Annotated in this window: 24 protein-coding genes and 1 pseudogene; 12 read left to right on the forward strand and 13 right to left on the reverse strand. The window is 71.5% G+C overall.

Annotated features, from left to right (window positions below; translation table 11 throughout):
* Positions 1-93: 93 nt before the first annotated feature.
* Genes ACIOD2_RS00165 through ACIOD2_RS00195 form a run of 7 tightly spaced genes read right to left on the reverse strand, consistent with a single transcriptional unit; the run spans position 94 to position 6,491 of the window.
* On the reverse strand, positions 94-1,584 hold the full coding sequence (locus ACIOD2_RS00165) for an FAD-dependent oxidoreductase (protein ID WP_400532570.1): 1,491 nt from the start codon (positions 1,582-1,584) through the stop codon (positions 94-96).
* On the reverse strand, positions 1,581-2,294 hold the full coding sequence (locus ACIOD2_RS00170) for a class I SAM-dependent methyltransferase (RefSeq protein WP_400532572.1): 714 nt from the start codon (positions 2,292-2,294) through the stop codon (positions 1,581-1,583). The genes ACIOD2_RS00165 and ACIOD2_RS00170 overlap by 4 nt, the downstream gene beginning before the upstream one ends.
* Positions 2,291-2,608 (reverse strand): lycopene cyclase domain-containing protein, encoded by a 318-nt coding sequence (locus tag ACIOD2_RS00175; protein ID WP_400532574.1) that lies wholly within the window; start codon positions 2,606-2,608, stop codon positions 2,291-2,293. The genes ACIOD2_RS00170 and ACIOD2_RS00175 overlap by 4 nt, the downstream gene beginning before the upstream one ends.
* Positions 2,608-2,949: a lycopene cyclase domain-containing protein gene (locus ACIOD2_RS00180; RefSeq protein ID WP_400532576.1), complete on the reverse strand. Its 342-nt coding sequence runs from the start codon at positions 2,947-2,949 to the stop codon at positions 2,608-2,610. Before ACIOD2_RS00180 ends, ACIOD2_RS00175 begins: the two co-directional genes overlap by 1 nt.
* Position 2,950: 1 nt before the next feature.
* Complete coding sequence (locus tag ACIOD2_RS00185) at positions 2,951-3,898, reverse strand: phytoene/squalene synthase family protein (RefSeq protein WP_400532578.1); 948 nt, start codon at positions 3,896-3,898, stop codon at positions 2,951-2,953.
* On the reverse strand, positions 3,895-5,406 hold the full coding sequence (gene crtI / locus ACIOD2_RS00190; RefSeq protein WP_400532580.1) for a phytoene desaturase family protein: 1,512 nt from the start codon (positions 5,404-5,406) through the stop codon (positions 3,895-3,897). The genes ACIOD2_RS00185 and crtI overlap by 4 nt, the downstream gene beginning before the upstream one ends.
* Entirely contained in the window at positions 5,403-6,491 is a 1,089-nt protein-coding gene (locus ACIOD2_RS00195; RefSeq protein ID WP_400532582.1) for a polyprenyl synthetase family protein, read from the reverse strand. The genes crtI and ACIOD2_RS00195 overlap by 4 nt, the downstream gene beginning before the upstream one ends.
* A gap of 193 nt (positions 6,492-6,684) precedes the next feature.
* On the opposite strand from ACIOD2_RS00195, the gene ACIOD2_RS00200 reads away from it, so the two are divergent.
* Both ACIOD2_RS00200 and ACIOD2_RS00205 read left to right on the forward strand, forming a co-directional pair.
* A complete protein-coding gene (locus ACIOD2_RS00200; RefSeq protein ID WP_400532584.1) occupies positions 6,685-7,695 on the forward strand; it encodes a DUF5914 domain-containing protein in 1,011 nt (336 codons plus the stop codon).
* Positions 7,696-8,061: 366 nt separating this feature from the next.
* Positions 8,062-9,114 carry a hypothetical protein gene (locus ACIOD2_RS00205; protein ID WP_400532586.1) on the forward strand — a complete coding sequence of 351 codons (1,053 nt, stop codon included), beginning with the start codon at positions 8,062-8,064 and terminating at the stop codon, positions 9,112-9,114.
* Positions 9,115-9,135: 21 nt separating this feature from the next.
* Here the strand turns inward: ACIOD2_RS00205 and ACIOD2_RS00210 are convergent, their stop codons facing one another.
* A complete protein-coding gene (locus ACIOD2_RS00210) occupies positions 9,136-11,925 on the reverse strand; it encodes an ATP-binding protein (protein ID WP_400532588.1) in 2,790 nt (929 codons plus the stop codon).
* Positions 11,926-12,231: 306 nt separating this feature from the next.
* Between ACIOD2_RS00210 and ACIOD2_RS00215 the strand changes: the two are divergent.
* Both ACIOD2_RS00215 and ACIOD2_RS00220 read left to right on the forward strand, forming a co-directional pair.
* Positions 12,232-12,664, forward strand: a pseudogene (locus ACIOD2_RS00215) (TetR/AcrR family transcriptional regulator); the annotation flags it as partial.
* Between the two features lie 145 nt (positions 12,665-12,809).
* Positions 12,810-13,808 (forward strand): hypothetical protein, encoded by a 999-nt coding sequence (locus ACIOD2_RS00220; RefSeq protein WP_400532589.1) that lies wholly within the window; start codon positions 12,810-12,812, stop codon positions 13,806-13,808.
* 118 nt (positions 13,809-13,926) lie between these two features.
* Here ACIOD2_RS00220 and ACIOD2_RS00225 read toward each other — a convergent pair whose 3' ends face one another.
* Positions 13,927-14,247, reverse strand: a complete 321-nt coding sequence (locus ACIOD2_RS00225) for a hypothetical protein (RefSeq protein WP_400535431.1) — start codon at positions 14,245-14,247, stop codon at positions 13,927-13,929.
* Here ACIOD2_RS00225 and ACIOD2_RS00230 point away from each other — a divergent pair.
* The 4 genes from ACIOD2_RS00230 (at position 14,191) to ACIOD2_RS00245 (ending at position 18,790) form a co-directional block, all read left to right on the forward strand.
* On the forward strand, positions 14,191-14,406 hold the full coding sequence (locus ACIOD2_RS00230; RefSeq protein ID WP_400535353.1) for a CHC2 zinc finger domain-containing protein: 216 nt from the start codon (positions 14,191-14,193) through the stop codon (positions 14,404-14,406). The genes ACIOD2_RS00225 and ACIOD2_RS00230 overlap by 57 nt on opposite strands.
* 43 nt (positions 14,407-14,449) lie before the next feature.
* On the forward strand, positions 14,450-15,433 hold the full coding sequence (locus ACIOD2_RS00235) for a helix-turn-helix domain-containing protein (RefSeq protein WP_400532590.1): 984 nt from the start codon (positions 14,450-14,452) through the stop codon (positions 15,431-15,433).
* 318 nt (positions 15,434-15,751) lie between these two features.
* A complete protein-coding gene (locus ACIOD2_RS00240; RefSeq protein WP_400532592.1) occupies positions 15,752-17,173 on the forward strand; it encodes an SdrD B-like domain-containing protein in 1,422 nt (473 codons plus the stop codon).
* 600 nt (positions 17,174-17,773) lie between these two features.
* Positions 17,774-18,790: a DUF3592 domain-containing protein gene (locus tag ACIOD2_RS00245; RefSeq protein WP_400532594.1), complete on the forward strand. Its 1,017-nt coding sequence runs from the start codon at positions 17,774-17,776 to the stop codon at positions 18,788-18,790.
* 204 nt (positions 18,791-18,994) lie between these two features.
* Here ACIOD2_RS00245 and ACIOD2_RS00250 read toward each other — a convergent pair whose 3' ends face one another.
* The 4 genes from ACIOD2_RS00250 to ACIOD2_RS00265 all read right to left on the reverse strand — a co-directional run bounded on the left by ACIOD2_RS00250 (position 18,995) and on the right by ACIOD2_RS00265 (position 21,752).
* Positions 18,995-19,339 carry a DUF3253 domain-containing protein gene (locus tag ACIOD2_RS00250; protein ID WP_400532595.1) on the reverse strand — a complete coding sequence of 115 codons (345 nt, stop codon included), beginning with the start codon at positions 19,337-19,339 and terminating at the stop codon, positions 18,995-18,997.
* A gap of 66 nt (positions 19,340-19,405) precedes the next feature.
* Positions 19,406-20,311 (reverse strand): acetamidase/formamidase family protein, encoded by a 906-nt coding sequence (locus tag ACIOD2_RS00255; RefSeq protein ID WP_400532597.1) that lies wholly within the window; start codon positions 20,309-20,311, stop codon positions 19,406-19,408.
* Positions 20,312-20,404: 93 nt separating this feature from the next.
* Complete coding sequence (locus ACIOD2_RS00260) at positions 20,405-21,343, reverse strand: RluA family pseudouridine synthase (protein ID WP_400532599.1); 939 nt, start codon at positions 21,341-21,343, stop codon at positions 20,405-20,407.
* 16 nt (positions 21,344-21,359) lie between these two features.
* Positions 21,360-21,752, reverse strand: coding sequence for a DUF5313 domain-containing protein (locus ACIOD2_RS00265; RefSeq protein ID WP_400532601.1), 393 nt, complete (start codon positions 21,750-21,752; stop codon positions 21,360-21,362).
* A gap of 70 nt (positions 21,753-21,822) precedes the next feature.
* Between ACIOD2_RS00265 and ACIOD2_RS00270 the strand changes: the two genes are divergently transcribed.
* The 4 genes from ACIOD2_RS00270 (at position 21,823) to ACIOD2_RS00285 (ending at position 24,645) form a co-directional block, all read left to right on the forward strand.
* Entirely contained in the window at positions 21,823-22,260 is a 438-nt protein-coding gene (locus ACIOD2_RS00270; RefSeq protein WP_400532603.1) for a MarR family winged helix-turn-helix transcriptional regulator, read from the forward strand.
* Positions 22,261-22,388: 128 nt separating this feature from the next.
* A complete protein-coding gene (locus ACIOD2_RS00275; RefSeq protein ID WP_400532605.1) occupies positions 22,389-23,078 on the forward strand; it encodes a Crp/Fnr family transcriptional regulator in 690 nt (229 codons plus the stop codon).
* Positions 23,075-23,395, forward strand: coding sequence for a hypothetical protein (locus ACIOD2_RS00280; RefSeq protein WP_400532607.1), 321 nt, complete (start codon positions 23,075-23,077; stop codon positions 23,393-23,395). The genes ACIOD2_RS00275 and ACIOD2_RS00280 overlap by 4 nt, the downstream gene beginning before the upstream one ends.
* 2 nt (positions 23,396-23,397) lie before the next feature.
* On the forward strand, positions 23,398-24,645 hold the full coding sequence (locus ACIOD2_RS00285; protein ID WP_400532608.1) for a glycosyltransferase family 4 protein: 1,248 nt from the start codon (positions 23,398-23,400) through the stop codon (positions 24,643-24,645).
* The last annotated feature ends 7 nt before the right edge of the window (positions 24,646-24,652 follow it).

The following is a 24,652-nucleotide window of genomic DNA, read 5'->3' on the forward strand; positions in this document are numbered from 1 at the left end:
CACGGGCAACGGCGGGGGCGGAGAACTGCTCGGCGCCGGAGGCCGGACCGGGTTACCGGGACTTTCCCGCCCGATCGCCGGCCGTGTCACCCGTCATTTCGCCAGCCGGCCGAGCAGGGGGATCCGGCCGCGGTTGGGGACCGAGCGCAGCGGGTGCCCGGCGACTCCCCAGCCGCTCAGCAGGGTGTTCGCCGCCAGCCAGCCCGTGGTGGCCGCGCGCTCCATCAGGGCCACCGGGAGGTCCACGCGGATCGCGTCGCCCGCCAGGACCAGCCCGGGCTCGGGAGTGCGGACGGCCGGCCGGCCGGCGAAGCCGCCGACGGGGAACAGAGGACAGTCTTCGCGCACCAGCGTGATTTCGCCGAGCACCCGGGCCGCGGCCGTCTCGGGGTAGAGCGTGTGGAGGCGGTCGTCCAGCTCGGCGGCCACGTTCTCCGCCGTGTAGCCGTGCAGCTCGACGACCGAACCACCGGTGCGCGCGGCCCAGCGGCGGGCTTCGCCCTCGTAGCGGTCCAGGACGCTGATGTTGTCCAGTGGCCGCAGGCCGCCGGTGCCGAGGAACGCGGGCCGTCCGGGGCCGACCGGGCGGTCGAGCCACAGCCGCCGGACCGTGAACGGCGGGGCCGTGCGCAGACCGGCCACGGCCGCTCGCCATCCGGCGGTGCCCAGCCCGGGTGAGGCGGCGGTGATCCGGCGCAGTCCGGGGACGTCGCAGCCGAGGACGACGGCGTCGAACCGCTCGCCGTCGACGCGGAAGCCACCGCGCTCCGGTGCCAGCTCGGTCACCGCCGTGCCGGTGCGGATGTCCGCTCCCAGCCCCGTGAGGTACTCCGCGAGAGGGTTCCACAGGGCCTGCGGGAACGGCTCGGCCGGGACGTCGAACAGCAGGCCTTCGGCGGAGCCGAGGAAGTACAGGTGGAACATCGTGGCCAGCTCGGCGGCCGACAGGTCTCCGGGGTGGGCGAAGAAGCTGCGGGAGAACACCTCGAAGGCCAGGTGCCGTGCCGCGACGGGGAAGTTGATCGACGTCAGGAACGTCTCGGCGTCGATGTGGTCCAGCTGCTCGTAGATCCGGGGGACGCCGACCGTGGCCAGGGGGAGCGCGCGGCGGCCGTCGAGGCGCAGCAGGTCCCGGGCGGTGAAGGTGGGGCTGCGCAGGGCGAACGCGAGCGCGTTCCACGGCGGTGTGCGCGGCAGCCCGGCGAAGGTGTCGGTGCGGCCGTCGCCGTCCACGAGCGGGTAGTCGGCGACCGGGGTGAGCCGGTCGAGTCCCGGGTCGGTGCGGGCGAGCAGCGCGCGCAGGTTGTAGTACTGGCGGAAGAAGGCGTGGAAGCCGCGGCTCATGGTGACCGCGGTGCCGTCGGGGAGCTGCTCGGGCCAGCCACCGGCCCGGCCGCCCAGGTGGGCTTCGCGTTCGAAGAGGGTGACTTCGACGCCGCGCTCGGCGAGCCCGGTCGCGGCCGTGAGCCCGGCGATGCCGCCGCCGACGACCGCGGTGCGGGGCCGCCGGGCGAGCCGGCCGGCGTCGGGGAACCCGTCCGGCGCGGGGTGGTGGCGCAGGCGCCGGTCGCGGGGCGGGGTCACGCGGTGCCCAGGACGGTGTGGACGATCCCGCGCTGCCAGCCCGGCATCGTGCCTACTCGGACGTCGGTGAAGCCGGCGCCGCGGAGCCGGTCGGCCAGCGTGCCGACGCCGTCGAAGTCCAGGACGCTGCGCCGCAGGTGCCGGTAGAGGGTGCCGTCGCCGGTGGCCAGGCGCCCGGCCGGGATGACGATCGCGCCGCACACCGCGTTCCACACCCAGCGGGCCCGGCGCGAGTCGCGGACCGAGTAGTCGTGCACCGCCAGCCGCCCGCCCGGGCGCAGCAGGCCGTGCAGCTCCCGCAGCACCGCGTCGGGGTCGGCGAGGTTGCGCACCAGGTACGCGGCCAGGATCGCGTCGAACGGCCCCCGGACCCCGGTGAGCCGCTCGACGGGCGTGTGCACGAACTCCACCGCGTCCGGCCACGGCTTCACGCGCGCCCGGGCGAGCATCCCGGCGGACGCGTCGATCGCGGTGATCCGCGCGCCGGGCGCCACGGCCAGCAGCGCGGCGGTCGACGCGCCCGTGCCGCAGCCGGCGTCGAGGACCCGCGGGCCGGGCCGCGCCGGGCTCAGCAGCCGTCGCGCGGAGATGCGGAGGTGCCGGTGGTAGCCGGGGTTGATCCCGACGAGCCGGTCGTAGGCCGCCGCGCCGGTGTCGAACGCGGCGGGCACCTCGGCGCGGGGGAGACCGGTGCGGCTCAACGGGTTCATGCACTGTCCTTTCGCGACTTCCCGCGCTCCCAGAGCAGCAGGACCGCCGTGACGAGGGCGAACCCGAACAAGAAGTCCTCGATCGGGATGTCCCAGGGGAACCGCAGGCCGGTGATGCCGCCGGGGGAGTAGCGGACGATCGGCGCGGAGAGCTTGGTGAGCCAGCCGTCCACCGGGATCTGGAAGGCCACCACGATCACCATCGTGACCCAGTACGTCCCGCGCCGGAACAAGCCGGTGCGCAGCACGGCCAGTTCCACGGCGACCACCGCCAGCACGGCCGCGACCGCCGGAACCGTGTAGCCCCAGGGCATCAGCTCCGCACCCGCTTCCGCAGCAGCCGCCGCAGGAACTGCCCGGTCAGCTCGACCGCCTCGTAGGTGAGGACGCCGCACACCGGGACCACGACGAAGAACAGCACCTCCTCGAGCGGAATCCCGAACGGCACGCGGACGCCGGTGACGAACTCCGGGGCGAAGTCCCAGACCCCGGCGGCGACCGCCAGCACGTCCCAGACGAGGAACACCGCGGCCACCGGCAGCACGGCCCGCGCGAGCAGGCGCGGCCGGCGGTAGACCCGGGCGCCGACCAGCTCGAGCGGCACGGTCACGGCGACGCAACAAGCGAGCACGAGCAGGTATTCGACGCGGCCCACCTCAGGCCGCCGCGATCGGGTGCCGGTGGCGCGCCCACCGCGCGCGGACGAGCGCCGCGCTCGCGGCGGCCAGCCTGCTGCGCCGCGGCACCCGGGCCCGGCGGGTGAAGACGTCGTACCCGGCGGCTTCGATCCGGTCGAGGATGCCGCCGTAGAGCACGTACGCGGTCCACACGCACGGCCGGGACGCGGGGTGCAGCATCGCGATGCCGGGCCGGGCCTCGGCGTAGACCTCCCGGGTGTGCGAGACCTGCCCGGCCAGCGCCCGCCGGACCGCCGGATCGAGCCGCCGGGTGCGGGCGCACCAGGCGAGCCGGTCGCGGTCGACGCCGTCGGCGGCGAGTTCGTCCGCGGGCAGGTAGACCCGGCCCCGGTCGAGGTCCTCGGCGACGTCGCGCAGGAAGTTGGTCAGCTGGAACGCCTTGCCGAGCGCCGCCGCGTGCGGGGCCGCCTCGGCGCGCGGGACGACCGTGCCGAGCACGGGCAGCACCTGCAGCCCGATCACCTCGGCGGAGCCGTGCACGTAGCCGTCGAGGGCGGCCCGCGTCGGGTAGGCACCGATGGTGAGGTCCATCCGCATCGAGGCGAAGAACGCGCGGAAGTGCGGCTCCGGGATCGCGTGGCGGGTGGCGGTGTCGATCACGGCCGTGCGGAGGGGGTCGTCGCTGTGCCCGGCGGCCAGCTCCGCGAGAAAGCGGTCCTCGACGTCGTGCAGGGTGGCCGCGAGGCTCAGCGGGGTGGTGCCGGGCTCCGGCTCGTCGACGAGGTCGTCGAGGTGGCGGGCGAAGCCGTAGAGGGCGTGGATCGCGGGCCGCTGGGCGGGGGAGAGCATCCGGGTGGCGAGGAAGTACGTCCGGCCGTGCCGGGCGTTGACCTCACGGCACCGCCGGTAGGCCTGCCGCAACGCCGGGCCGGTGATGCCGGCGGCGTCGAGTTCGCTGCCGCTCACCGGGCGCCCTCCGCGGCGAGGTCGACGGTCGTGGGGGTGCGCGGCCGGGTGCCGGTGATCCGGTCGGCGGCCAGCCGCCCGGAGAGCAGGACGGTGGGCACGCCGACCCCCGGCACGGTGCCGCCGCCGGCCAGCACGGCGTTTTCGGTGCCCGGCGGGAGGTTGCGCGGCCGGAACGGTCCGGTTTGGACGAAGGAGTGGGCGTAGCTGAACGGGGTGCCCGCGACCAGGCCCCGCCGCTGCCAGTCCGCCGGGCTCAGGACGTGGCGCACCTCCGGCTCGAACCCGGGCAGCAGCCGCGCCCGGACGTGCTCCAGGATCTCCGCCGCGTACGACTCGGCCTCGGCGTCCCAGTCGCGGGGGCCGCGGGCGAGGTTCGGGACCGGCGCGAGGATCGAGAACAGCTCCCGCCCGGCGGGGGCGAGCGCCGGGTCCGTCGCCGTCGGGCGGGTGATCAGCAGGGAGGGGTCGCTCATCCGCGTCCCGTCGGTGATCAGCTCCCGGAACGTCGACTCCCAGGCGTCGCCGAACGAGATGGTGTGGTGGCCCACCGGCCACGTCCCGCGCCCGCCCGCGTGCAGCACGACCGCGGACGGTGCCGGCCGCAGCGGTACCGGGCGGCGCGGGGCGCGGCCCAGCAGCCGGTAGCTCTCGTGCGGCTCGGTGGTGAGGACGACGGCGTCACAGGCGACCCGCTCGCCCTCGGTGCGGACCGCGGTGACGCGCCTGCCGCGGCGCTCGAGCGCGGTCACGGTGGTGCCGTACCGGAACTCGACGCCGGCGTCCGCCGCGGCCGCGGCCAGGGCGCGGGGCACCGCGGCCATCCCGCCCTCGGGGAAGTACACGCCGCCGACGGTGTCCATGTAGGAGATGACCGCGTACAGGGCGAGCGCGCGCATCGGGGACTCGCCGGCGTAGAGCGCCTGGAAGGTGAAGACCCGCTTGAGCCGCTCGTCGTGCAGGAAGGCGCCGATCTTCCGGTCGAGCCGCCGGAAGCCGCCGAGCGCGACGAGGCGGGCGAGGTCGGGGGAGAGCAGGCCCAGGGGCGAGTCGGTGTTGGCGGCGACGAACCGGTCGAACTCGGCCCGGTGCAGGCGCGTGAGCCAGTCGCGGAGCCGCCGGTACCCCGCGGCCTCGCCGGGACCGGCGAAGCCGCGGACGGCGTCGGCCATGCGGTCGCCGTCGGTGTGCACGTCGAGCGCGGACCCGTCGGCGAACCGTGCCGTGTAGGCCGGGTCCAGGCGCGTGAGCCGCAGGTGCGCGGCCAGGTCGGCGCCGGCCGCGGCGAAGGTGTCCTCGAGGATCGAGGGCATGGTCAGCACGGTCGGGCCGGTGTCGAGGTGGTAGCCCTCGAGATCGACCCGGCCCGTCCGGCCGCCCGGCCCGGCGTCTCGTTCGACCACGACGACCTCCCGGCCCCGGCCGGCGAGGTGCAGCGCGGCCGACAGCCCGGCGAGCCCGGCCCCGACCACCACGACCCGGTCCGCGGGCCCCGTGACCGTCCTCATCGGACCCGCTCGGTGCACTGCCGCGCCAGGACGCCGAGCGCGTCGGCGGGCCGGTGGGGGAGGCCGGCCAGGTCGATCGCTTCCAGGGCCCGGCGGACCCGGTCGTCGATGAACTTCTCCAGCTGGTCGCGCGCTCCGGTGGCGGTGATGAGATCGTGCCAGCGCACGACGGCCTCTTCGTCGACGACGTCAAGGGCGAGCAGCTCCGCCAGCTCGCCACGTTGCCGGTGGTCGGCCAGCTCGGCGGTGAGCGCGACGACGCTGGTGGCCTTGCGCTCACGCAGGTCGTCCCCGGCCGGTTTGCCGGTGACGGCGGGATCGCCGAACACCCCCAGCAGGTCGTCGCGGAACTGGAACGCCTCGCCGAGCAGCCCGCCGTAGTCCCCGAGCGCGGCGACGACGTGGTCTTCGCACCCCGCCAGCGCCGCCCCGAACTCCAGCGGACGGCGCACGGTGTAGTTGCCGGACTTGCGCCGGATGACGTCGAGGACGTCGGTCCAGGAGGGGAGCGCGCGGGCGTCGTTGAGGAGGTCGCCGAGCTGGCCCACGGCCAGCTCCGAGCGCAGCCGGTCGTACACCGGCCAGCCGCGGGCGAGCACGGCCGCGTCCAGGCCGCAGCCGCGCAGGAGCTGCTCCGACCACACGAGGTAGAGATCGGCCGCCAGAACGGCCGCCGACTCCCCGAACCGGTCCGCCGAGCCGCTCAGCCCCTTCTCCCGGTGCCACCGGGAGAAGACGACGTGCATCGAGGGCCGGCCGCGCCGCCGCGCCGAGCCGTCCATGACGTCGTCCTGGGCCAGCGCGAAGCAGTGCAGGAGCTCCAGGCTCGCCGCGGCGCGCAGCGCGACAGCGCTTTCCGGACCGCCGCACCGCCAGCCGACGTAGGCGAACACCGGGCGCAGGAACTTCCCGCCCGAGACGAACTCCGGCAGCACCTCCGGCGCCGGGGTGTCCGCGGCCCGCCCGCCGAAGTGCTCACGAACCCGTTCCTCCACGAACTCGCGCACGTCGTGGCCGCATCGGCGGCGCAGCGCGTCGAGCCACGCCACCGAGCCGGCGGTGCCGGCCGGGGAAACCACCGCCATCCGGGACTCCTCAGATCGTTGCACAACCGATGCGCCTTGCGATACCCGTGTCCGGCCTGGATAAACCCGCTTCCGCGGTCGAGTTCCGCGGAGGTGTGAACGGGCCTGATCCGTTGCGGAGTGCGTGCCCGTCACCCACGATGGACCGGTGCGGCCGGATGCGCACCCCGAACCCGGCGCGAAGGAGTGACCTGTGGGCGTCAGTCAACGGCTCGCCGGTCGGTGGCCGCGCGGGTGGCCGGTCCAGCCGTTCCGGGAACCCTTGTGGGCCAAGCAGGAGCCCACCTACCAGGACTGTCCGCCCGCGCTGATCGAGGCGGCCGGCAAACGCGCGGCCGCTCGGCCGTCCGGCAACTGGTTCGTCGTCGCGGCCAGCCGGTCGGTCCGCGCCGACCGCCCCTTCGGCGTCACCGTGGGCGGCCGCGAGCTCGTCGCGTGGCGGGGGCCGGACGGGGAGCCGCGCATCGGCCCGGGCGCCTGCCCGCACCTGGGCGCGCCGCTCGCGGACGCGCGGCTCGACGGCGGCGCGCTGGTCTGCCGGTGGCACGGCCTGCGGCTGGACGGCGAACGCCGCGGAACCTGGTCACCGGTGCCGGCCCACGACGACGGTGTGCTCGTCTGGGCCCGCCTCGACCGCCTCGGCGGGGAACCGCCGACGGACCGGCCGGTGGTCCCGGCCCGGCCGGCCGGGCCGATCCGCCTCGACGCGGTCGCCACGCTGGCCGGGACGTGCGAGCCCGAGGACATCGTGGCGAACCGGCTCGACCCGTGGCACGGGGCGTGGTTCCACCCGTACTCGTTCAGCAGGCTGCGGGTGCTGGAGGCGCCGGACGGCCTCGACGTGCCCGACGGCGAAGACCGCTTCCTCGTCGAGGTCACCTTCCGGCTCGCGGGCCGCTGGGGCGTGCCGGTGCTCGCGGAGTTCACCTGCCCGGAGCCGCGCACGGTGGTGATGCGCATCGTCGAGGGCGAGGGCGTCGGCAGTGTCGTCGAAACGCACGCGACCCCGCTCGGCCCGGGTCCCGACGGCCGCCCGCGCACCGCCGTCATCGAGGCGACGATCGCCGCTTCGGGGCGGCCGGGCTTCGCCGTGGCCGCCAAGCTGGCCCCGGTCATCCGGCCGCTGGTGCGCCACACGGCCGCCCGCCTGTGGCGCGACGACCTCGCCTACGCCGAGCGCCGGTACGCCCTGCGGTCCCGCTGAGACCGGCTCCGTTCACAATGCCCTGCCGTTGCTTGGCGGCGCTGGTGTCTGATAGGGGATCGCGAAGCATCACCTGCGCGCGAACACCGCCCGGCGCGAATCGCCGGGGAAACGGGGCTCGTTCTCGACGGGATCCGGCCGCCACCGGGCAGCAGTGTTCAGCCGCCAAGTCAGAGCAACAGCACTGGGCCTCCGTCGCGCGGGCGAAGCCGGGCACACCGGGACTGTTCCGATTTTCCTGAATCGCACCATTGCAGGGATTTCCCTCCGATTGCCGCCGCAGGGATTTCCCTGATGCGTTTCGGATGCCCACGGTCATAACGTCGTGCAGGTCGGCAACACAAGAGAATTCGAAGGGGAAATCAATTGTTCACATTGCAGAGTGCGACTCCGGCGACGTTGACCTCGGTCGACGACAGCCTGACGTTCGACTCCTCGGACCTGCCCGAAGACTGGGTGAGCGCGGCGAGTGAGGCCCACCTGTTCGTGCAGACGGCCGCCAAGGGACTCGCGCAGCAGGAGGGCCTGAACATCGGCGACCCGGGGCTCTACAAGAACCAGGGCTGGTTCGACGCGCTGGTTTCGGCGATCGCGAAGTACGCCGACTTCGTGGAGATCGTCGGGGCCAAGGACATCCAGGTCAGCAACTCGACGCACAGCGGCTCGATCAACCTCTCGGCCATCATGGGCTCGATCATGAGCCTCTACCTGGGCCCCGCCGCCGCCGCGGAATGGTCGACGCTGAACGACCTGCTCGGCAACGCCTCGGATCCGAAGGTCTCCGACTTCATGAACCTCTGGTGGAGTCACGTCGCCAAGAGCACCACGGACACCGGCATGAGCATCGGCCCGAACGTGCGGACCGAGGACAACCAGATCCAGTTCGCGGTCTGCTTCTACTCGATGACGCACGTCATCGACGACTGGCGGAGCCTGTTCGTTTCGTCCACGTACGAGGAGTTCGACGTCAGCGCCGGCGGCCTCACGCTGACGATGGACTACGACAACTACGTCAAGTACGCCCGGCCCGCGGTCCAGGACTACCTGGGCCTCGACATCGCGAACAAGATCCACCACGCGCCGGTGCCGAAAACCACCTTCCTCGGTGGTTCACGGGGCTCGCACATCCTGAGCGCGCCCCACCCGGTGCCGGACGGGACGCTGGCCGTCACCCGGACCACCCACGGCGTCAACGTCGTGGACCCCCACGGGGACTCGATGCTCGGCGGCAACGGCATCGGGGACGTCACCCTCGACGGCCCCACCCTCAAGGGACTGCGGTGCGGTGTCTTCACCAAGCCGCGGCCGGTCGTGGGCAACTCCTACGTCGTGACTGGTACCTACGACGACACGACGCTGCCGTTCAAGTACACGGTGAAGTGCACGCAGACCGGACAGCAGTCGTCCTTCGCCCCGTGACGGCCCCGGGCGCGCGGACGTTCACCCGGAACCGGGTGGGCGTCCCGCCCCGGCCAGCCGTGCCGCGAGCTGGGTCCGGGAGCACACGCCCGCCTTGCGGTACGCGCGGCTGAGGTGCGCCTCGATGGTCTTCGCGCTGAGGTGGAGCCGATCGGCGATCTGCCGGTTGGTCAGGCCGCTCGTGGCGAGGTCGGCGACTTCCTTTTCCGCCGGGGTGAACCCGTGGCCACCGCCCCGGCCGCCCGTGCCCCGGCCGTCCGTGACCCGGTCGATCCGGTCGGACAGAGCTGCCGCGTCGCACGCCGAAGCCAGCTCGGCGGCCCGGGCCAGCACGGTCCGCCCGCCGGGCTGGTCCGGGCCGTGGACCAGCAGGGTGCCCAGCTGCGTCAGGGCCTTCGCCAGTTCCAGCCGGGCTTGGCTCTGCTCCAGCAGTTCGACCGATTCGGTCAGCAGCCGACGGGCGTCGGCGAGGTCCGTGGCAAGGGTGGCGGCCCCGCGCAGGGCGGTGCCGACGTGCCGGGCGACACCGAACGACCGGGCGATGCGCAGCTGCTCGGCGACCAGCGCCCCGGCCCGTTCGTGGTCGCCGAGCCGGCGGTACGCCGCGCCCGCGCGCAGCCGCCACGGCACGTCCAGCAGCTCCGGCGCGCCCCAGTGCCGGTAGCACCGCGCGCAGGTCAGGGCGTCGGCCAGCATCGCCCGCGGGTTGTCCTGCTCGGCTCGCAGCCGGGTGCGGGCGTCCAGCAGCCACAGGTCCAGGATCGTGCGCGGCTCGGCTCCGTCCGGGAGCACGCTCTCGCGGATCACCCGGTCGGCGTCGCCCGGCCGGCCCGCCTCGATCAGCAGGTGCGTGTTGACCGCGTCGAGCGCCGGAGCCGCGAAGTTGGGTGACAGCAGGCCCGCGCTTCCCCGGGCCACGTGGTCGGCGGCCTGCCCGAGGTCACCGCGCAGGAACGCGACGCGGGCGAGAAAACCCCGGGTGAGGGCGAGCGGGAACAACAGGCCGCGCCGGAGTGCGGTGCCGAGGGCCCGGTCGAGGTGCCGTCCGGCCTCGTCGAGCAGGTCGGCGACGACGAGGGTCTGCACCGCCGCCCAGATCGCGGTCCGGTCCGGGCTGAGCCGGTCACCGGCCAGTGCCTGCCGGGCCAGCGCGGGTGCTTCGCCCGCCCGCGGGCCGGCCAGGATCGTCTCCAGTGACAGGTGGGCTTTTTCGACGGCGGGCGACCGTCCCGGCCGGCGGCGGAACGACGCGAGGTGCTCGAGCAACCGGGATCGCGACCCGAGGTCGGCCCGGGCCACGCCGACCAGCTCGGCTTCCAGTTCCGCGCCCACCTCGGCGGGCGCTCCGGGCGGCAGGTCACCGACGGCCGTGGCCAGCAGTTCGATCGCTTCGTCCGTCGCCCCGCACGCGTTGCGCAGCCGAGCGAGGCTGTAGGCGCACATCACCCGCTGGCCGGGGGTGTCGGCCAGGGACAACGCCGTCCGCAGGTGTTCCTCGGCTTCGGCGGGAGCCAGCCGGTGGAGCTCGCAGTTGCCGAGCAGCCGGTTCACCTCCGATCGCAGCTCCGGGGGTGGCGGTTCGCGCAGTGCTCGTCGCAGGTAGACGACCGCGTTGTCCGGCGAGCCCTGTGCTTTGGCTTCGTTCGCCGCCGCCACGAGGGCGGTCACCCGGGCCGGGTCGCTGTCGGGGATGGTTTTCAGCAGGTGGGAGGCGATGCGTTCAGCCGGGCGGCCGGCCTCCGCCAGGACCCCGGCCGCCCGCTCGTGCTGTGCGCTGCGTTCGACGAGCGGCAGCTGCGCCAGCATCACGTCCCGGACGACGGCGTGGACGAAGGCAGGCGGGTTGTCGTGCTCGAAGATGCCGTGGGCGACCAGGCGTTCGGCCGCCGCGGCCGTCGCAGGCACCGGCAGGCCGGCCTGCCTGGCCACCCACTGCAGGTCCGTGCCGTCACCGAGCACGGCCACCGCGGACACCACCGCCCGCACCGCCGCGGGCTGACGGCGCAGGCGCGCGACCAGGTGCCGGCGCAACGCGTCGGGACCGGCGGCCGTGACGGAGGCCGCCGCCGTCGCGTCCGGCCGGAGGTCGCTGGAACCCAGGAACCGCAGCAACTCGCGCACCAGCAACGGGTTGCCGGTGGTGATGGCGTGGCACGCGGCCCGCAGCTCGGCCGCCACGTCCCGGCCGAGCACCCGCCGGGCCAGCTGACCGACGGCGGCCTCGCTGAGACCCTTCGGTTCCAGCACGCGCACGTCGCCGGCGGTCAGGACGTCGTCGATCGGGCCGGGGTCCCCTTCGCCGGTCCGGCGCGCGATGACGACCAGGGCCGCGACGCTGTCCAACCGCCGCGTCAGGAACCCGAGGAACCGGGACGACGGCAGGTCCAGCCACTGGGCGTCGTCGACGAGGACGACGGCGGGTGCGGTCGCGGTGATGTTGACCAGCAGCCAGTGCAACCCGCTCAGGAGCGGGTACAGCGAGTGGGGTGCGTCAGCCGTGTCGAGGGACGGGGTGAAGAGGCGCTCGGCCGGCTCGGCCGCGCCGGTGAACAGCACAGTGTCGCCGGCCGCGGCCACCACCGGTCCGAACAGTTGCCGGACGGCACCGAAGGTGAAATCCCGCTCCAGCTCGGCGCCCTGTGCGGAGAGCACAACGCAGCCCGCCGCCCGCGCTGCGCCGCGCAGGTGCCGAAGCAACGACGTCTTGCCGAGCCCGGCGGCCGCCTCCACGGCGACGACCCCACCGCGCCCGGCCACCAAAGCCCGCAACGACGAGTCCAGGACCCCGATTTCGACGTCACGCTCCAACACCGCACCCTCCACGGCCGCCCCCAGCGCCGGCGTTGCCCGCACCGAGAGCACAGGTTCGCCGCCGGTGTTCCTGGATACCGGCATCACACGAAAGACGTAGCGGGATGCGAAGTCCAACGGCAAGCCTGGACCTGCACGGCGCCGACGTGCCCCGTGATCACACTGGCGGCCGGACCGGATAGTGAGGACCAGCCGTCCGGACGTGGCTGGTTTCGGCGGCCTGGTGGGCGTCGGCGATCCCAGTGAGGCGGAAGGTCTGCTCGACCGGCAGTCAGACCGGCCGGCTTCGATCAGCTCGCCGATTCCGGCCTGATCGCCGAAGCCGTGGGGCTGGTGCCCTCCGGGATCTACCGGTACTTCCCCGGCAAGGCCGACATACTGGCGGCGGCGTGCCCGCAGGCGGCCGGCCTGCTGGCTCAGACGGTGGAACACAACCTGCGCGGCGTGGCCGGCGCGCTGACGGCAACTTACGTGGCCTACAGCTTTGAGCACCACGACCTCACCAGCGTGGCCGATGCCGAAGTCGCCGGCTTGCCCGCCGCTTTGCGCCGCCCGCTGGTGGCCGCGCAGCGCGAGCACATCGCGGACTGGGAGCAGCACCTGCGCCCGCCCGGACTTCGACGCCCGCCAGGCGCGGGTGCTGGTGCACGCCGGGTTCGGCGTGGTGGTCGAGGCCCGGCGCCACCTGCACTGGCAGGACAGCCTGGAGCACCGCGCCGCCGTGGCCGCGTTGTGCGTGGGTGGTGCCCCGGACCTGGGACGCCGGCTCGTTGAGCCGTTCGGGTGGCGACTCGGCCGGCGGCCAAACCGCCCGGGGTCGCCGGGCGTGGTGGGCGAGACGGCCGACTCCCGGGGGAACCATGCTCAAGCGAACTCTTCTACTCGTGGCGGCGCTCGGCGCCGCACTGGTGCCCGGCGCACAACCCGCGGTGGCGGCGGGCTGCACCTGGGCGATGGCACCGCTGGCACTGCCGGCGCCCTACACCAGCAGCGAGGTCTACGCGGCGGCCGAAGGCGGCTGGTCCGTCGGAGCGGTGCGCGGCCCCGGCGCGTATGCGCAGGTGCGGTGGCACGACGGTCAGGTCGTTTCGTCGTTCCGCCTGGTCGAAGTGCGCGACATCAACTCCTCCGGAGACGTCGTGGGGGACGGGGGGACCGGTGATTGGTGGGCCGCGAAACCCGTCGTGTACCGCGGTGGCCAATACGTGAACCTGCCCATGCCGCAAGGGTTCCGGTCCGCCATGGCCACGCACATCAACAACGCCGGGGACGTCATCGGTATCGCCTACGGTGATTTCGGCGGTGACGTCCACCCGGTGCTGTGGGCCGCCGCGCGGCCGGGCACGGCCGAGGTCCTGAACCCGGATCCGCAGCACCTCTACGACACCTACCCGGTGGACGTCGACGAGCAGGGCCGCGTCCTGCTCTACACCGACGTCGGCGAGCGCTCGGGCGAGGTGTTCGTCCGCGCCACCGACGGCGGTTACCGGCAGCTGCCCCCGCTGTACCCCGGCGGCGCGGTCCTGCTGGAGGCCTTTCACGGCGGCCGCATCGCCGCTTCGGTCGTCACGCCCGAACTCACGATGGTCGCCATCGAGGCGGACCTGGCCGGGAACGTCGTGCACACGACCACCGAAGCGGCCGACACCCTGTTCCTCGACGCCGGCACGACGATGGCCGGCGTGGCCCACACCTTCGGCCCCGAGAACTACGAACTCCGCATTTGGGACAACGGCGAACCCACCGCCGACCTGGCCGGCAACGCCGACTTCAACGCCGCCCCGCGGCCCGCGGGGCTCACCGACGACGGGACGCTGGCCGCGACCATCAGGTTGCCGGGCACGACGCAACCGCGGGCGGTGGCCTACCAGCGCGGCTGCTGACGTCGTTTGCCTCACGCGGCCGGACATCGCGGCCCTCGGCCCTCGCCGGGGACAGCACGTCGCTGCGAACGGCACCTGGCCCGGCGCAGCCGCGGGCGGTGCCTACCGCGCCCGACGGTCACGACTCCTTCAACCGGCTGTCCGGCCGCCAGGTCGCGCGCGTGTTGAGCGTGTCGCCGATGGTCGTGTCGGGTCGGCGTCGACCGGAGCAGGTCGGCGCGGAGGCCTTCCGCGATGCGGCCGTGGTCGGCCAGGCCGAAACGGCGGCGCCCCTCCGGCCGTGGCCACCACCGCTGTCTCGGCGCGCAAGCCGCCGGGTGCCGGCGGGATCGCTGAGCTCGTCGGCCGGTATGTCCAGCTGAGCCCGCTCGGCGAGCAGCAGTTGCGCGGCGACTGCCCGTTCTGCCGATCGCGGATGTTCCGGGTCCGGCCCGGCCACGGCACGTTTCACTGCCACGGATGCGGTGTCGGGGGCGACGCGCGGATGTTTGCCGCCGAGGTCCGCAGGATACGAAATACTTCCAGGTTTCGCACGAACTCTGCGGTTTTCGGATTTATTGCGGATTTGACTAAGGTGATATTCCGGTATGTACGATAATTCTTCCCTCGACGACTTCGTGTCGAGCAGGCCAGGGGGAGTGATGGATGTTATCAGCACCGCGGAAGCGCCCGAAGGAGAGCGGTTCGCATACTGGCGCGAGGTGAACTCGAAGCTCTGGGCACCCTACGAACTTCGCTGTGACCCCCGACTGGAAAGTGGATTCCGAGCTCAAGTGGGTGTCAGCGAGTTCGGTTCCGTCCAGGCGACACTGATGACCACGATGCCGCATTCGGTGCACCGCACACCCAAGCTCATCCGTCAGGGTGATCCCGAGGTATTCAAACTGGGTTGCTACGTGCAGGGCGGTGGCGTGGTCAGGCAGGACGACCGGTGCGTGGAGTACGGTGTCGGGGATCTGAAGCTGTACGACACCTCCCAGCCTTTCGGAGGCGAGTTCGCCCCGGATGTTCCGATGAGCCGGTTACTGCTGCTGCGGTTCCCGCGCGCACTGCTCCCGTTGCCGGAGAGAGACCTGCGGCAGTTGACTACGGTCCGCATCCCGGGCTCTGCGGGCGTCGGTGCGTTGTCGTCGCAGTTCCTGATGCACCTGGCTCGCCACCTGCACGAGTTCAGCACGGCCGACGCCGCCCGGCTGTCGACTCTGACCGTCGATGTGTTGACCGTAGCGCTGGCCCACGCACTGGACGCTCAGAATCTCGTGCCGCCCCACACCCGTCGGCGAGCGCTGATGGCCAGGATCCACACCTTCATCGGGGAGAACTTGGGCGATGCGTACCTGAATCCGGAGACAATCGCCGCCGCACACCACATTTCCCTGCGCTATTTGCACAGCCTGTTCCACGACGACGGGCACACCGTCGCCGGCTCGATCCGTCGGCGCCGTCTTGAGCGATGTCGCCAGGACCTCGCCCAACCTCGGCTCAGCACGCGTCCGATCCACGCGGTCGCTGCTCGGTGGGGATTCGGCAGTCCGGCGCATTTCAGCCAAGCTTTCCGCGGTGAGTACGGACTCTCGCCGAGCGACTATCGCCGGCAATGCATGGCAAAAGTCGCAGGGCGATGAGACCTTCGAGCATCAACTCTACGGCTTCGCCGGCCAAGCGCTGTGACACCGAAATCTCCGTCCCAGCCGAAGCACGCCGATTTCGGCGTCGCGCTTCAACACCGCACCCCCGGCGCCGGCGTTCCCACCACCGAGGGCGCAGGTGCCGTTGCGGTGGGCCCGGGATATCGGGCGTCACACGAAGGGCGTAGTGGCCCGGTTGGTACACGCCCGAACCGGCTTCCCGGTTGCCGTTGCCGGTGCCCGGAATGTTCCGAGCTGCCGGAGTCCCCGCACCGGCCGTACGTTGGCCGGGACAGTCCGAAGAGGGGGAAATGCATGATCACGGGCAGATTCGCCCGGTTGGCTCGCGCTGGCAGCGCGCTGACCGCGGCACTCACGATCGCCGGCGCCGCCACCGCGGCGCCCGCCTTCGCGGAAACCGGGCCGGACCTCAAGATCACGGCGACCGTCGAGCAGGGGCGCTGGCTGCCGGGGGACGCCGTCCCGGTCGAGGTGACCGTCACCAACACCGGTGACGCGACGGCGACCAAGGTGCACGGCGCCGCCTACACGCAGTCCGGGCCGTTCTTCTACGTCCCGTCGCAACCTTGGGGCGACCTGGAGTTCCAGGGCCCGGGCGGGACCTTCGCGCCGGGGGGGAGCCGGACCTACCACCTGCTTGGCAGCGTCAGCACCCTCGAGCAGGGCAACCCGGTCGTGGAGTTCACCGCGTCCGGCGAACTGGACGTCGACTACGCCGACAACTCGACCCTGGTCACCGTGCCCTTGCTGCCGAAGGAGACCACCGACCGCATCGCCGGGCACCTCTTCGGCGACCGCGACCGCGACGGCAAGCCGTCCGCGGGCGAAGAGAACCTCGCCGGCGCCGAGGCGCACGTGATCGCGAACGGGATGTCCCACGACCTGGTCGCGATCACCGACGCGGCCGGCCGGTTCGCCTTCGACGCGCTCCCGGTGTCGTCGAGCTACTCCCTGCACTTCGAGAAGGTGCCCGGCGGCTGGGTGACCCCGCCGTCCCTGCCCCAGCTGCGGCTGGACGGCAGCGGCGCGAACACCGCGCTCGAGGTCGCGACGATCCGGCCGCTGAGCGACGTCCTGACCGAAACCATCACCCTCGACAAGCAGAGCTACGCCGTCGGGCAGACCGGGACGGCGACGGTCACGCTGCAGAACACCGGTGACCAGCCGCTGGCCGACCTCTACGCCGGCTGCGACCCGGGCGGGTTCGGGCAGGAACTGGACGTGCCACACGAGCAGTGGGGCGCCTTCGACCCCTGGCACCCGGCGGGCAAGCTGGCGCCGGGGGAGCGTGTGGTGCTGAAAGTTTCGGGCGAGGTGCCGGAGCGGGCCGCCTACTCCGGCCGCACCGGGCTCGGCTGCTACATCGACGACGGCAAGACCTACAACTCCGGCCCGTACACCTTCGCCGGGGCCAAGGTGCCGGGGAAGAAGGCCGATGCCAAGGGTCGCGTGTGGATCGACAAGAACGGCAACGGGCAGCCGGACGCCGACGAAGGCGTGGCGAAGACGACCGTGGCCCTGACGGAGGACGGCGGTCACGTCGTTTCACTGGCCCGGACCGACGCCGCGGGTTTCGCGACCTTCACCGGTGCCCCGGTGGGGAGTTATCACGCATGTCCTCTCGGTCCCTGGACGACGATCGGCGACGCGGTCGTGGACGTCACGGCTCCGCCGTTCAGCCTGGGTGACTGGAGCGTGCAGGTGGCCCGGCGCTGACGGCGTCTGGACCGGCGTCCTCGAGAGGGGGCGTCGGTCCACGCCGCGCGGCGCTTCGGCGTTTCCCACAACCTGTCCGTTGACCAGGACGTCCAGTGGCGCGTACCTCACGGCCGAGCCGGGCTTGGACACGAGCGCGCAGATCTTCTGCGTCCGTTCGTCGCTCTGGGCGTCACCGGCGAACCGGGCCTGCACACTTGATGAAGGTCGGGATCGGCGTCATGCCGCGTGATTGTTCCCCAAGCGCCCGGCCGCGACGGTGGGTGCTAGCGGTGGTCGTACAAACGGAGATCGTGCGTTGGACAGGGTGCTGGCGCATTGCCGCTTCGCGGCTCACCCCGGCGCGATTGGCCTTTGGTCTCTCACACCGCAACGTCCATCCGTTCGGATCCGGCCCCGAAGACGGTGCCTTCATGGGAAAGGATACGAATCCCGTCGATGACCCGCATTGCGAATGGATTCCATGAATTGCGACGCGTTGGCATTTGGGGGACTGTCGGGCCTGCTCGCTTGCACGCCTGGCGCGGCCGTCCGGTTGCCTCGCCGTCCTGTGCCGTTTCTCGCAGTATCGTTGCTGCTCAAGGCTTCTAAGCTCGGCTGATGGACCCCTTCGGTGGTTTCGTCAGGCGGCGGTGGGTGTGGTTCGCTCTCCCGGTGGCGGTGGTGGCCGTCTTCGCTTTTTCTCCGGATGTGGTGGCGGCTTTCGGGCTGGTTCCCGCCGTTGCCGTCCTGGTTGCGGTGGGGGCCGGCGGCGCGGTCTGGCGCCTGCGGGTGTCGGTCCGGAACCGCGCTTTCGCGAGCGAGGACGGTTTCGGGGGCTGGCTGCCGCTGCCGACCGAGCACGACCACGACCGCCGGATCGACTTCGCGGCGGAAACCGGGCGGCTGCGCCGGGTGGCGCGTCGCGCGGCGGCGTTCGTCCTCGTCTGGATGGCGCTGGCCGGGGCCGGGGCCGCGGATCTGGTCCTGCTCGACAACTCTGCCGACGAGCTCCTCGCCACCGGCGCGCGGACGACCGGCGAGGTGGTTTCCGTGCGGACGTTCACCCGGGGCGGGATGACGTTCGAGGTGCGCTTCGAGTCGCGGACCGCGAAGATCGTCCGCGACTCGAAGAACTCCTACGTCGTCGGCGAGCGGGTCACCGTGATCTACGACCGGGCCGACCCGGATCGCGTGCGCACCCTGGTGGAAGAGAACAAGAGTCAGTTCCTCGTCAACCTCGGCTACGTCCTGCTCGTGGCCGGCTCGCTCGGGACGCTGTTCGCCGTCTGGGCCGCGGTGGGCTGGCGGGGCCGGGCCCGCGCGGTCGCGGCCACCGGGTGGCGGAACGCGACGGTCGACATCGTGCGCGTCTTCGCCCGCAGCAGCCGCTCACTGAGGCGGCCCCCGCCGGAGATCCACGTCCGCTACCGCGAGGGCACCGGCATCGTGCTGAAGGCGATGTCTTCGACGCACGGGGCCAATGCGCTGGCGGACTTCACCGACCGGCTCGCGTGGGTGGGCGGCTGGGGACGGCACATGGTCGTCCTCTTCCCGAACGGCCCGCGCCGCCCCGGTCCGTACGCGGTTCCGGCCTTCGCGTTGAACCTGCGCACCGAGGGCGGGGGCCGCCGGTGACCGGCGGGCCACAGCGCGGCCGGCGGTGCCGGACGATTTCACTGTTTCGCCTTCGGCTGGCCGGAGACGAAAAGCAAGGGTCACCGATCTCTTCGGTCGCGGCCTGCACCAGCCCGGCGACTTCGAAAACCGCTTCGGCCTCGCGCCAGACGCAGCTGTCCGTTGAAGATCAAAGACCTTTGTTTGGTCGAGCGACTTGCGTGCTCAAGGCCGGGGGAGCCGGATCCTGATCGGCCCTCGCCACTGACCGTCCGGGTCGAGCGGCTTACCACGCTGGCTGAGCTCCACCTGGCCGCTGCGGGCGAGAGCACGAGCCAGGTTCAGCGCTTCCGGCATCAGGGGGCGCCAGTCGGCGGCCACTGCTCTCGCCGCGTCGGAGGGGCAGGTGCTGCTGTCCGGGCCGCGTGCGGTGGCCAGCGCGAGGATGGCGGCCTGGAGACCATCAGCCGGGGTTTCGGCGTTCAGGGCGATCCGCGCCTGGTCGGCTGCGAAACCGGTGCCGTGCTGTGTCCGTTCCAGTTCACGCCGCGGGCCGGACTGATTGGTCATGCCTCCCAGGATCGCATCGGCCCCCTGATCCCGCCGGGGAGGAACGCACGGACGCGTCCCGGCCGGTCAGCGGACCGATCCGTGCGGCAGGACGGCGTGCACCCCCCACGTCTCGTTGGCGACCTGGGTGATCCGCAGGTCGACGACCGGGCTGGCGAGTGCGAGCGCGGTCGGCCGGTCCAGGTCGAAGAGGTGCTGCAGCCAGGTCGTCATGGCGGCCAGCGCGTCCGCCATCGCCTGGTTGAGGTCGGCGCCGAAGCCGAACGTGACCCGCCCTTCCGGGGTCTCGGCGTGGATGCCCGGGAGCACGGGATCCGCCGACAGCGTGAGGGTCACCTCGGTCGTCATCGAGCACTCGATCGCCGTCCCGCCGACTTCGCCGTGTCCTTGTGCGGCGTGGCCGTCGCCCAGGTGCAGCAGCGCGCCGGGCACGGTCACCGGCAGGAACAGCGTGGACCCGGCGACGAGGTCGCGGCAGTCGATGTTGCCGCCGCCGGCCGCCCTCGGCGGGATGGTCGAGTGCGGGCCCGGTTCGGCGGGCGGGAGGCCGGTGACGCCGAGGAACGGGGCCACGCCGACGGTGTGGCCGAGGTTGCTGGTGGCGGTGTCGCCGTCGATGTCCCACGTCAGCCAGGTGCCCGGGCCGCCGGCCACGCCCAGGGCGCGGTTGAGCGCGGTGTCCTTCTTCCCGGCCGACGTCCAGCCCCAGTCCGCGGGCGTGATCGACGTGAAGTGCACGCCCAGGACCAGGCCTGGTTCGGCGCCGCGCACCGCGATCGGGCCCGTCAGGCAGTGCCCGCGCCGGCCGGGGATCATCGTGGGGCCGTCGATCCGGCGTTCCAGGTATCCCGCGGCGTCGAGTGAAGCGACCACGAGGGAATCGCCGGGGTCGACCGTGAGCACGGGTGGGGTGTCCCGGTCGAACACGTCCACAGTGGTCTCACGCGTCGCCGGGAGCCGGTGTTCGGCCACGGTTCTTCTCCTGCCGTTTCGGGCCTTCAGCGAAGCACGGACCCGGCGGCCGGTGCCAAAGCCGCCAGCTCGGGAAACGGGCACAAGCAGCGTTCACGCCGGGGGCGCCGCCCACGCGCCGAGGTCGTCCCAGGCGGTCAGGCGGCGTCCGCTGGTGAACCGGCGGTGCGCGCCGGTCAGCGGGTCGTCGAAGTCGAGCACCTTCGCCAGCAGCTGCAACGGCTTCGTGAAGTCGTCGAGCGGGTTCTCGACCAGGTCGGGGTAGAAGTCGTCGCCGAGGATCGGGATGCCCAGGCCGCTCAGGTGCACGCGCAGCTGGTGCGTCCGGCCGGTCGACGGCGCGAGGCGGTAGCGGCCCAGGCCGTCGCGGTGCTCGAGCAGCTCGATGTACGTCTCGGCGTTCGGCTCGCCGGGGACCTCCTGCGCGGCGAGCACCCCGCGCTCCTTGAGGATCCGGCTCCGCACGGTCCGCGGCAGCTCGAGCGCCGGGTCGTACGGCGCGATCGCCTCGTACTCCTTGTGCACCTTGCGATCCCGGAACAGCGTCTGATATTTGCCGCGCATCTCAGGGGTGATCACGAACATCACGAGTCCCGCCGTGACGCGGTCCAGCCGGTGCGCGGGGGACAGCTGCGGCAGGTCGAGTTCGCGGCGCAGGCGCACGAGGGCCGTTTCGAGGATGTGCTTGCCGCGCGGGATGGTGGCCAGGAAGTGCGGCTTGTCGACGACCAGCAGGTGCTCGTCGCGGTGCACGACGTCGATGGTGAACGGCACCGGCACCTCGACGGGCAGGTCGCGGTGGAACCAGATGAACGAGCCCGGCTCGAACGGCGTGTCGACGCCCAGCGGGCCGTCGACACCGTGGATCCGCTCTTCGCGCAGCATCTGCTCGATGCGGGACGGCGTCTCCCGCGGCAGCCGGTCGACGAGGTGGGCCAGCAGGGTCGGCCACGCGCCCTCGGCGGGCAGTTTCAGCCGGGCGGGGTCGAGCCCGTGGCGGGGCGGGATCGGCGGCCGGAGCTTGCGTCTCATCGTGCCCCGACTGTAGCTAACCCTCCGGATGGGTCCGGTAGCGCGCGATGTACCGGGCGGTGGCCTCGGCGCCGGCGGCTTCGGCCGCTTCGGCCCGGATGCGCCGGCCGGTGCCGTGCGGGAAGCCGTGCTTGCCGAGGCGGTGCTCGATGCTCTCCTCCATGTACGCGCAGGAGTAGAAGTACGCGACCAGCGCCGCCATGAGGACCAGTGAGAGCCGGAGCCCGATCGGGCCGGGCAGCAGCAGCCAGACGAGGCACAGCGGCACGATGCCGGTCGACCGCTCGAGCACGTACCGGGCTCGCCAGTGTTTCGACGTCGCGTCGTGCAGCACCCAGTCCGTGTAGCGGTCGGGCAGCCGCAGGCCGACGGCGTAACCGAACCAGCGAAGCACTCCAGGTCGTTCCATGAGACTGAGAGTACACTAATACTTAGTGCACTAACCATTAGTGCGACGGGCGACACGATAGGATCCGGCCATGATCGATCTGGGCGAAGACCCGCTGAAGCTGGACCGGCAGGTGTGTTTCGCGCTGTCGGTGGCTTCGCGCAGCGTGATCGCGATCTACCGGCCGCTGCTGGAGCCGCACGGGCTCACCCATCCGCAGTACCTGGTGATGCTGGCGCTGTGGGAACGCTCGCCGCGCTCGGTCAAGGACATCGGGGAGTCCCTGCGCCACGAGCCGGCGACGCTGTCGCCGCTGCTCAAGCGGCTGGAGGCGCTCGGGTACGTCACCCGCGCCCGCAGCCGGTCCGACGAACGCCAGCTGATCGTCGAGCTCACCGACAAGGGGCGCGCGCTGCGGGCCGAGGCCGAGAAGATCCCGTACCGCGTCGTGGAGACGCTCGGCATGGAGGTGGCCGAGCTGGAAGCCCTGCACGCGGCGCTCGGCCGGGTCATCGCCGCCACGGCCTGAGCGGAATGCCCGGCGCCGTGGCGCGTTGGCCGAAGGATCTGGTGAATCCTCAGGGTTGGTGCGAGGATTTTTCGCTCGTGCTCCGCGGCTCTATCCATGCCCGAATGTAGACCAGTACACTCTTCTCTATGGTGGCGGACGACAGTTCCGTGCGGATCATGGACATCCTCGATGAACGTCTCCGAGGCGCGCTTGAAGGACTTGGCAGTCTGGTTCACTTCGACGCCGGGCAGACGATCTTCTGGGAAGGTCAGCCGTCCCGTTCGGTGCTGATCATTCGTGAAGGGCACCTGAAGGTCACCCGGCACGCTGCCGATGGGACGGAAGTGATCCTCGGAATCTTCGGACCCGGCGAAGTGATGGGCGACGAAGGCGCCTTGATGGACGAGCCGCGGTCGGCGAAGGTGACGACCATTACAGCAGTGATCGGGCTCGACATTTCAGCGGAACAACTGCTCGACTTCGTCGAGCAGCAGCATCTCTGGCCACTGATGTACCGCGCCGTAGTCCAGCGCCGGCGTCAGATGAGCCAGCGAGTCCTGTTGTCGAACCTGGATGTCAAAGGGCGTCTGGCCGACTGGCTGCTTCACCTCGCGAAGGAGGTGGGCCGGGAGACGGAGCAAGGTTGGGTCCTCGAAACGACGCTGTCTCAGCAGGACTTGGCCGCCCGGATCGGCGCATCGCGCGATGCCGTGGCGATCGAACTGAGGCGCCTTCGCGAGAGCAAGCTGGTCAGCACCGGACGCCGACGTCTCGTGCTTCATGACTTGGAGGCGCTGCGGCGGCTCTCTTCGGAGGATCGGTGGAGTCACAGGTGAACGAACTCGGCCCGTTCCAGGCAATGTGGCGCGCTTGGGACGAGGTAGATGATGAATTGAAGGCGAAGCCGCTGGCGCATTTCGAGCGTTCGGTGGCGATTCAGTTCGAAGAGTTGCGCGACCATCTCGCGGCAGGTGATCGGGAGGCGGCTGTGCGTGAGGCGGTCGACGTCGTGAGCATTGGGTTGAACTGTCTTCGATGGCTGGGCCTCGATCCTGCCCAGGTGGCTGAAGCCGCGCAATCGCGCACCACCAATCGGATGCAGGGGCGGGCGCGCGAGATCCTCGACAAGTACGAGCGGCTGCACGGTATCTGACCGTGGACAACGCGATGTCCGACCGGATCTCCGTGCGGAGGGCAGGAAGGTTGTGCCTCCTGCTGATCTGTGACGAGTGGTCCTCCACCACGGGCGGGATCACCACCTTCAACCGTATGCTTGCGACAGCACTTGCCGGGGATGGTCACCGGACTTTGTGTCTCGTTCGTCGGGCCTCGGGCCGCGAGCATGTGGACGCGGCCTCCAGCGGGGTCGAGCTCGTTCCGGCAGTCATGACTCCGGGTGGACCGGAGTTGTTCCTGCTGCCACCGGAAATCGCCGCGTTGGCGCCCGATGTCGTGATCGGGCACGATCTCGTCACGGGATCGGTTTCCTGGATCTATGCGAAGCACTATTTCCCGGGTGCGAGGCTTGTGCACATCGTGCACACCTCTTACGCGCAGAACGAGCCTTACAAGCGGCCGGACGCGGCGTGGCCGCGTACTGAAGCGTCCGAGCGGCAGACGCGCCGGATAGCCGCCGACGCCGACGTGATTGCCGCGGTCGGACCTCTCCTGACGAGGCGGTTGGATGGCATCGTCGGAGATGGTTTCGGTGGCACCAAGGTCGTGCAGTTGGACCCGGGGATGACGGTGCCTGATGAGTTCCCACTCCGCCGGCGGAGTGTGCCGGTCAACCGTACGGTCGCGGTGTTCGCGCGAGCTCGTCACCCGGTGCCGAAGGGTCTGGACATTGCGGCGCAGGCGATCAAGGGAGCCGTGGTACCGCCCGGCGTGCCGAAGCCCGACCTGCTGATCCGCGGCGCCGGCGCCGGTCAATGCGATGAACTCCGGGAAACGTTCGTCCAGTCGTACGGACTTTCACGCGATCGTATCGACGTGCGTCCGTTCACGGACGACAAAGAAGAGATGGCGCGTGATCTCCGGCGTGCGGCCTTGTGTGTCATGCCTTCGCGAGTAGAAGGTTTTGGCCTGGCAGCACTGGAGGCGATTGGGTTCGGGACCCCGGTATTGGTGAGTGGCAGGAGTGGTCTGGCCGAGACGTTGCGCCTCGTGATCGGCCCAGGGGCGGAACCGCTGATCGTGGACGTCAACGACGACGATCAGGATGTCGATCGCTGGAAGACCGCTATTCAGCGGGTGTTTGCCGATCTTCCGGCAGAGTTCGCGCACATCCACGAGATTCGGGAGAAGCTGTCCAGCGTGCTCACATGGCAGAACACAGCACGGAGGTTGATCGCGAGTGTGGCACCGGCGGGTGGTTCGGTCACCCTGCCCGTGAACGTTTGAAGGTGGT

The organism is Amycolatopsis sp. NPDC088138, assembly GCF_044741685.1.
Classification (GTDB): domain Bacteria; phylum Actinomycetota; class Actinomycetes; order Mycobacteriales; family Pseudonocardiaceae; genus Amycolatopsis.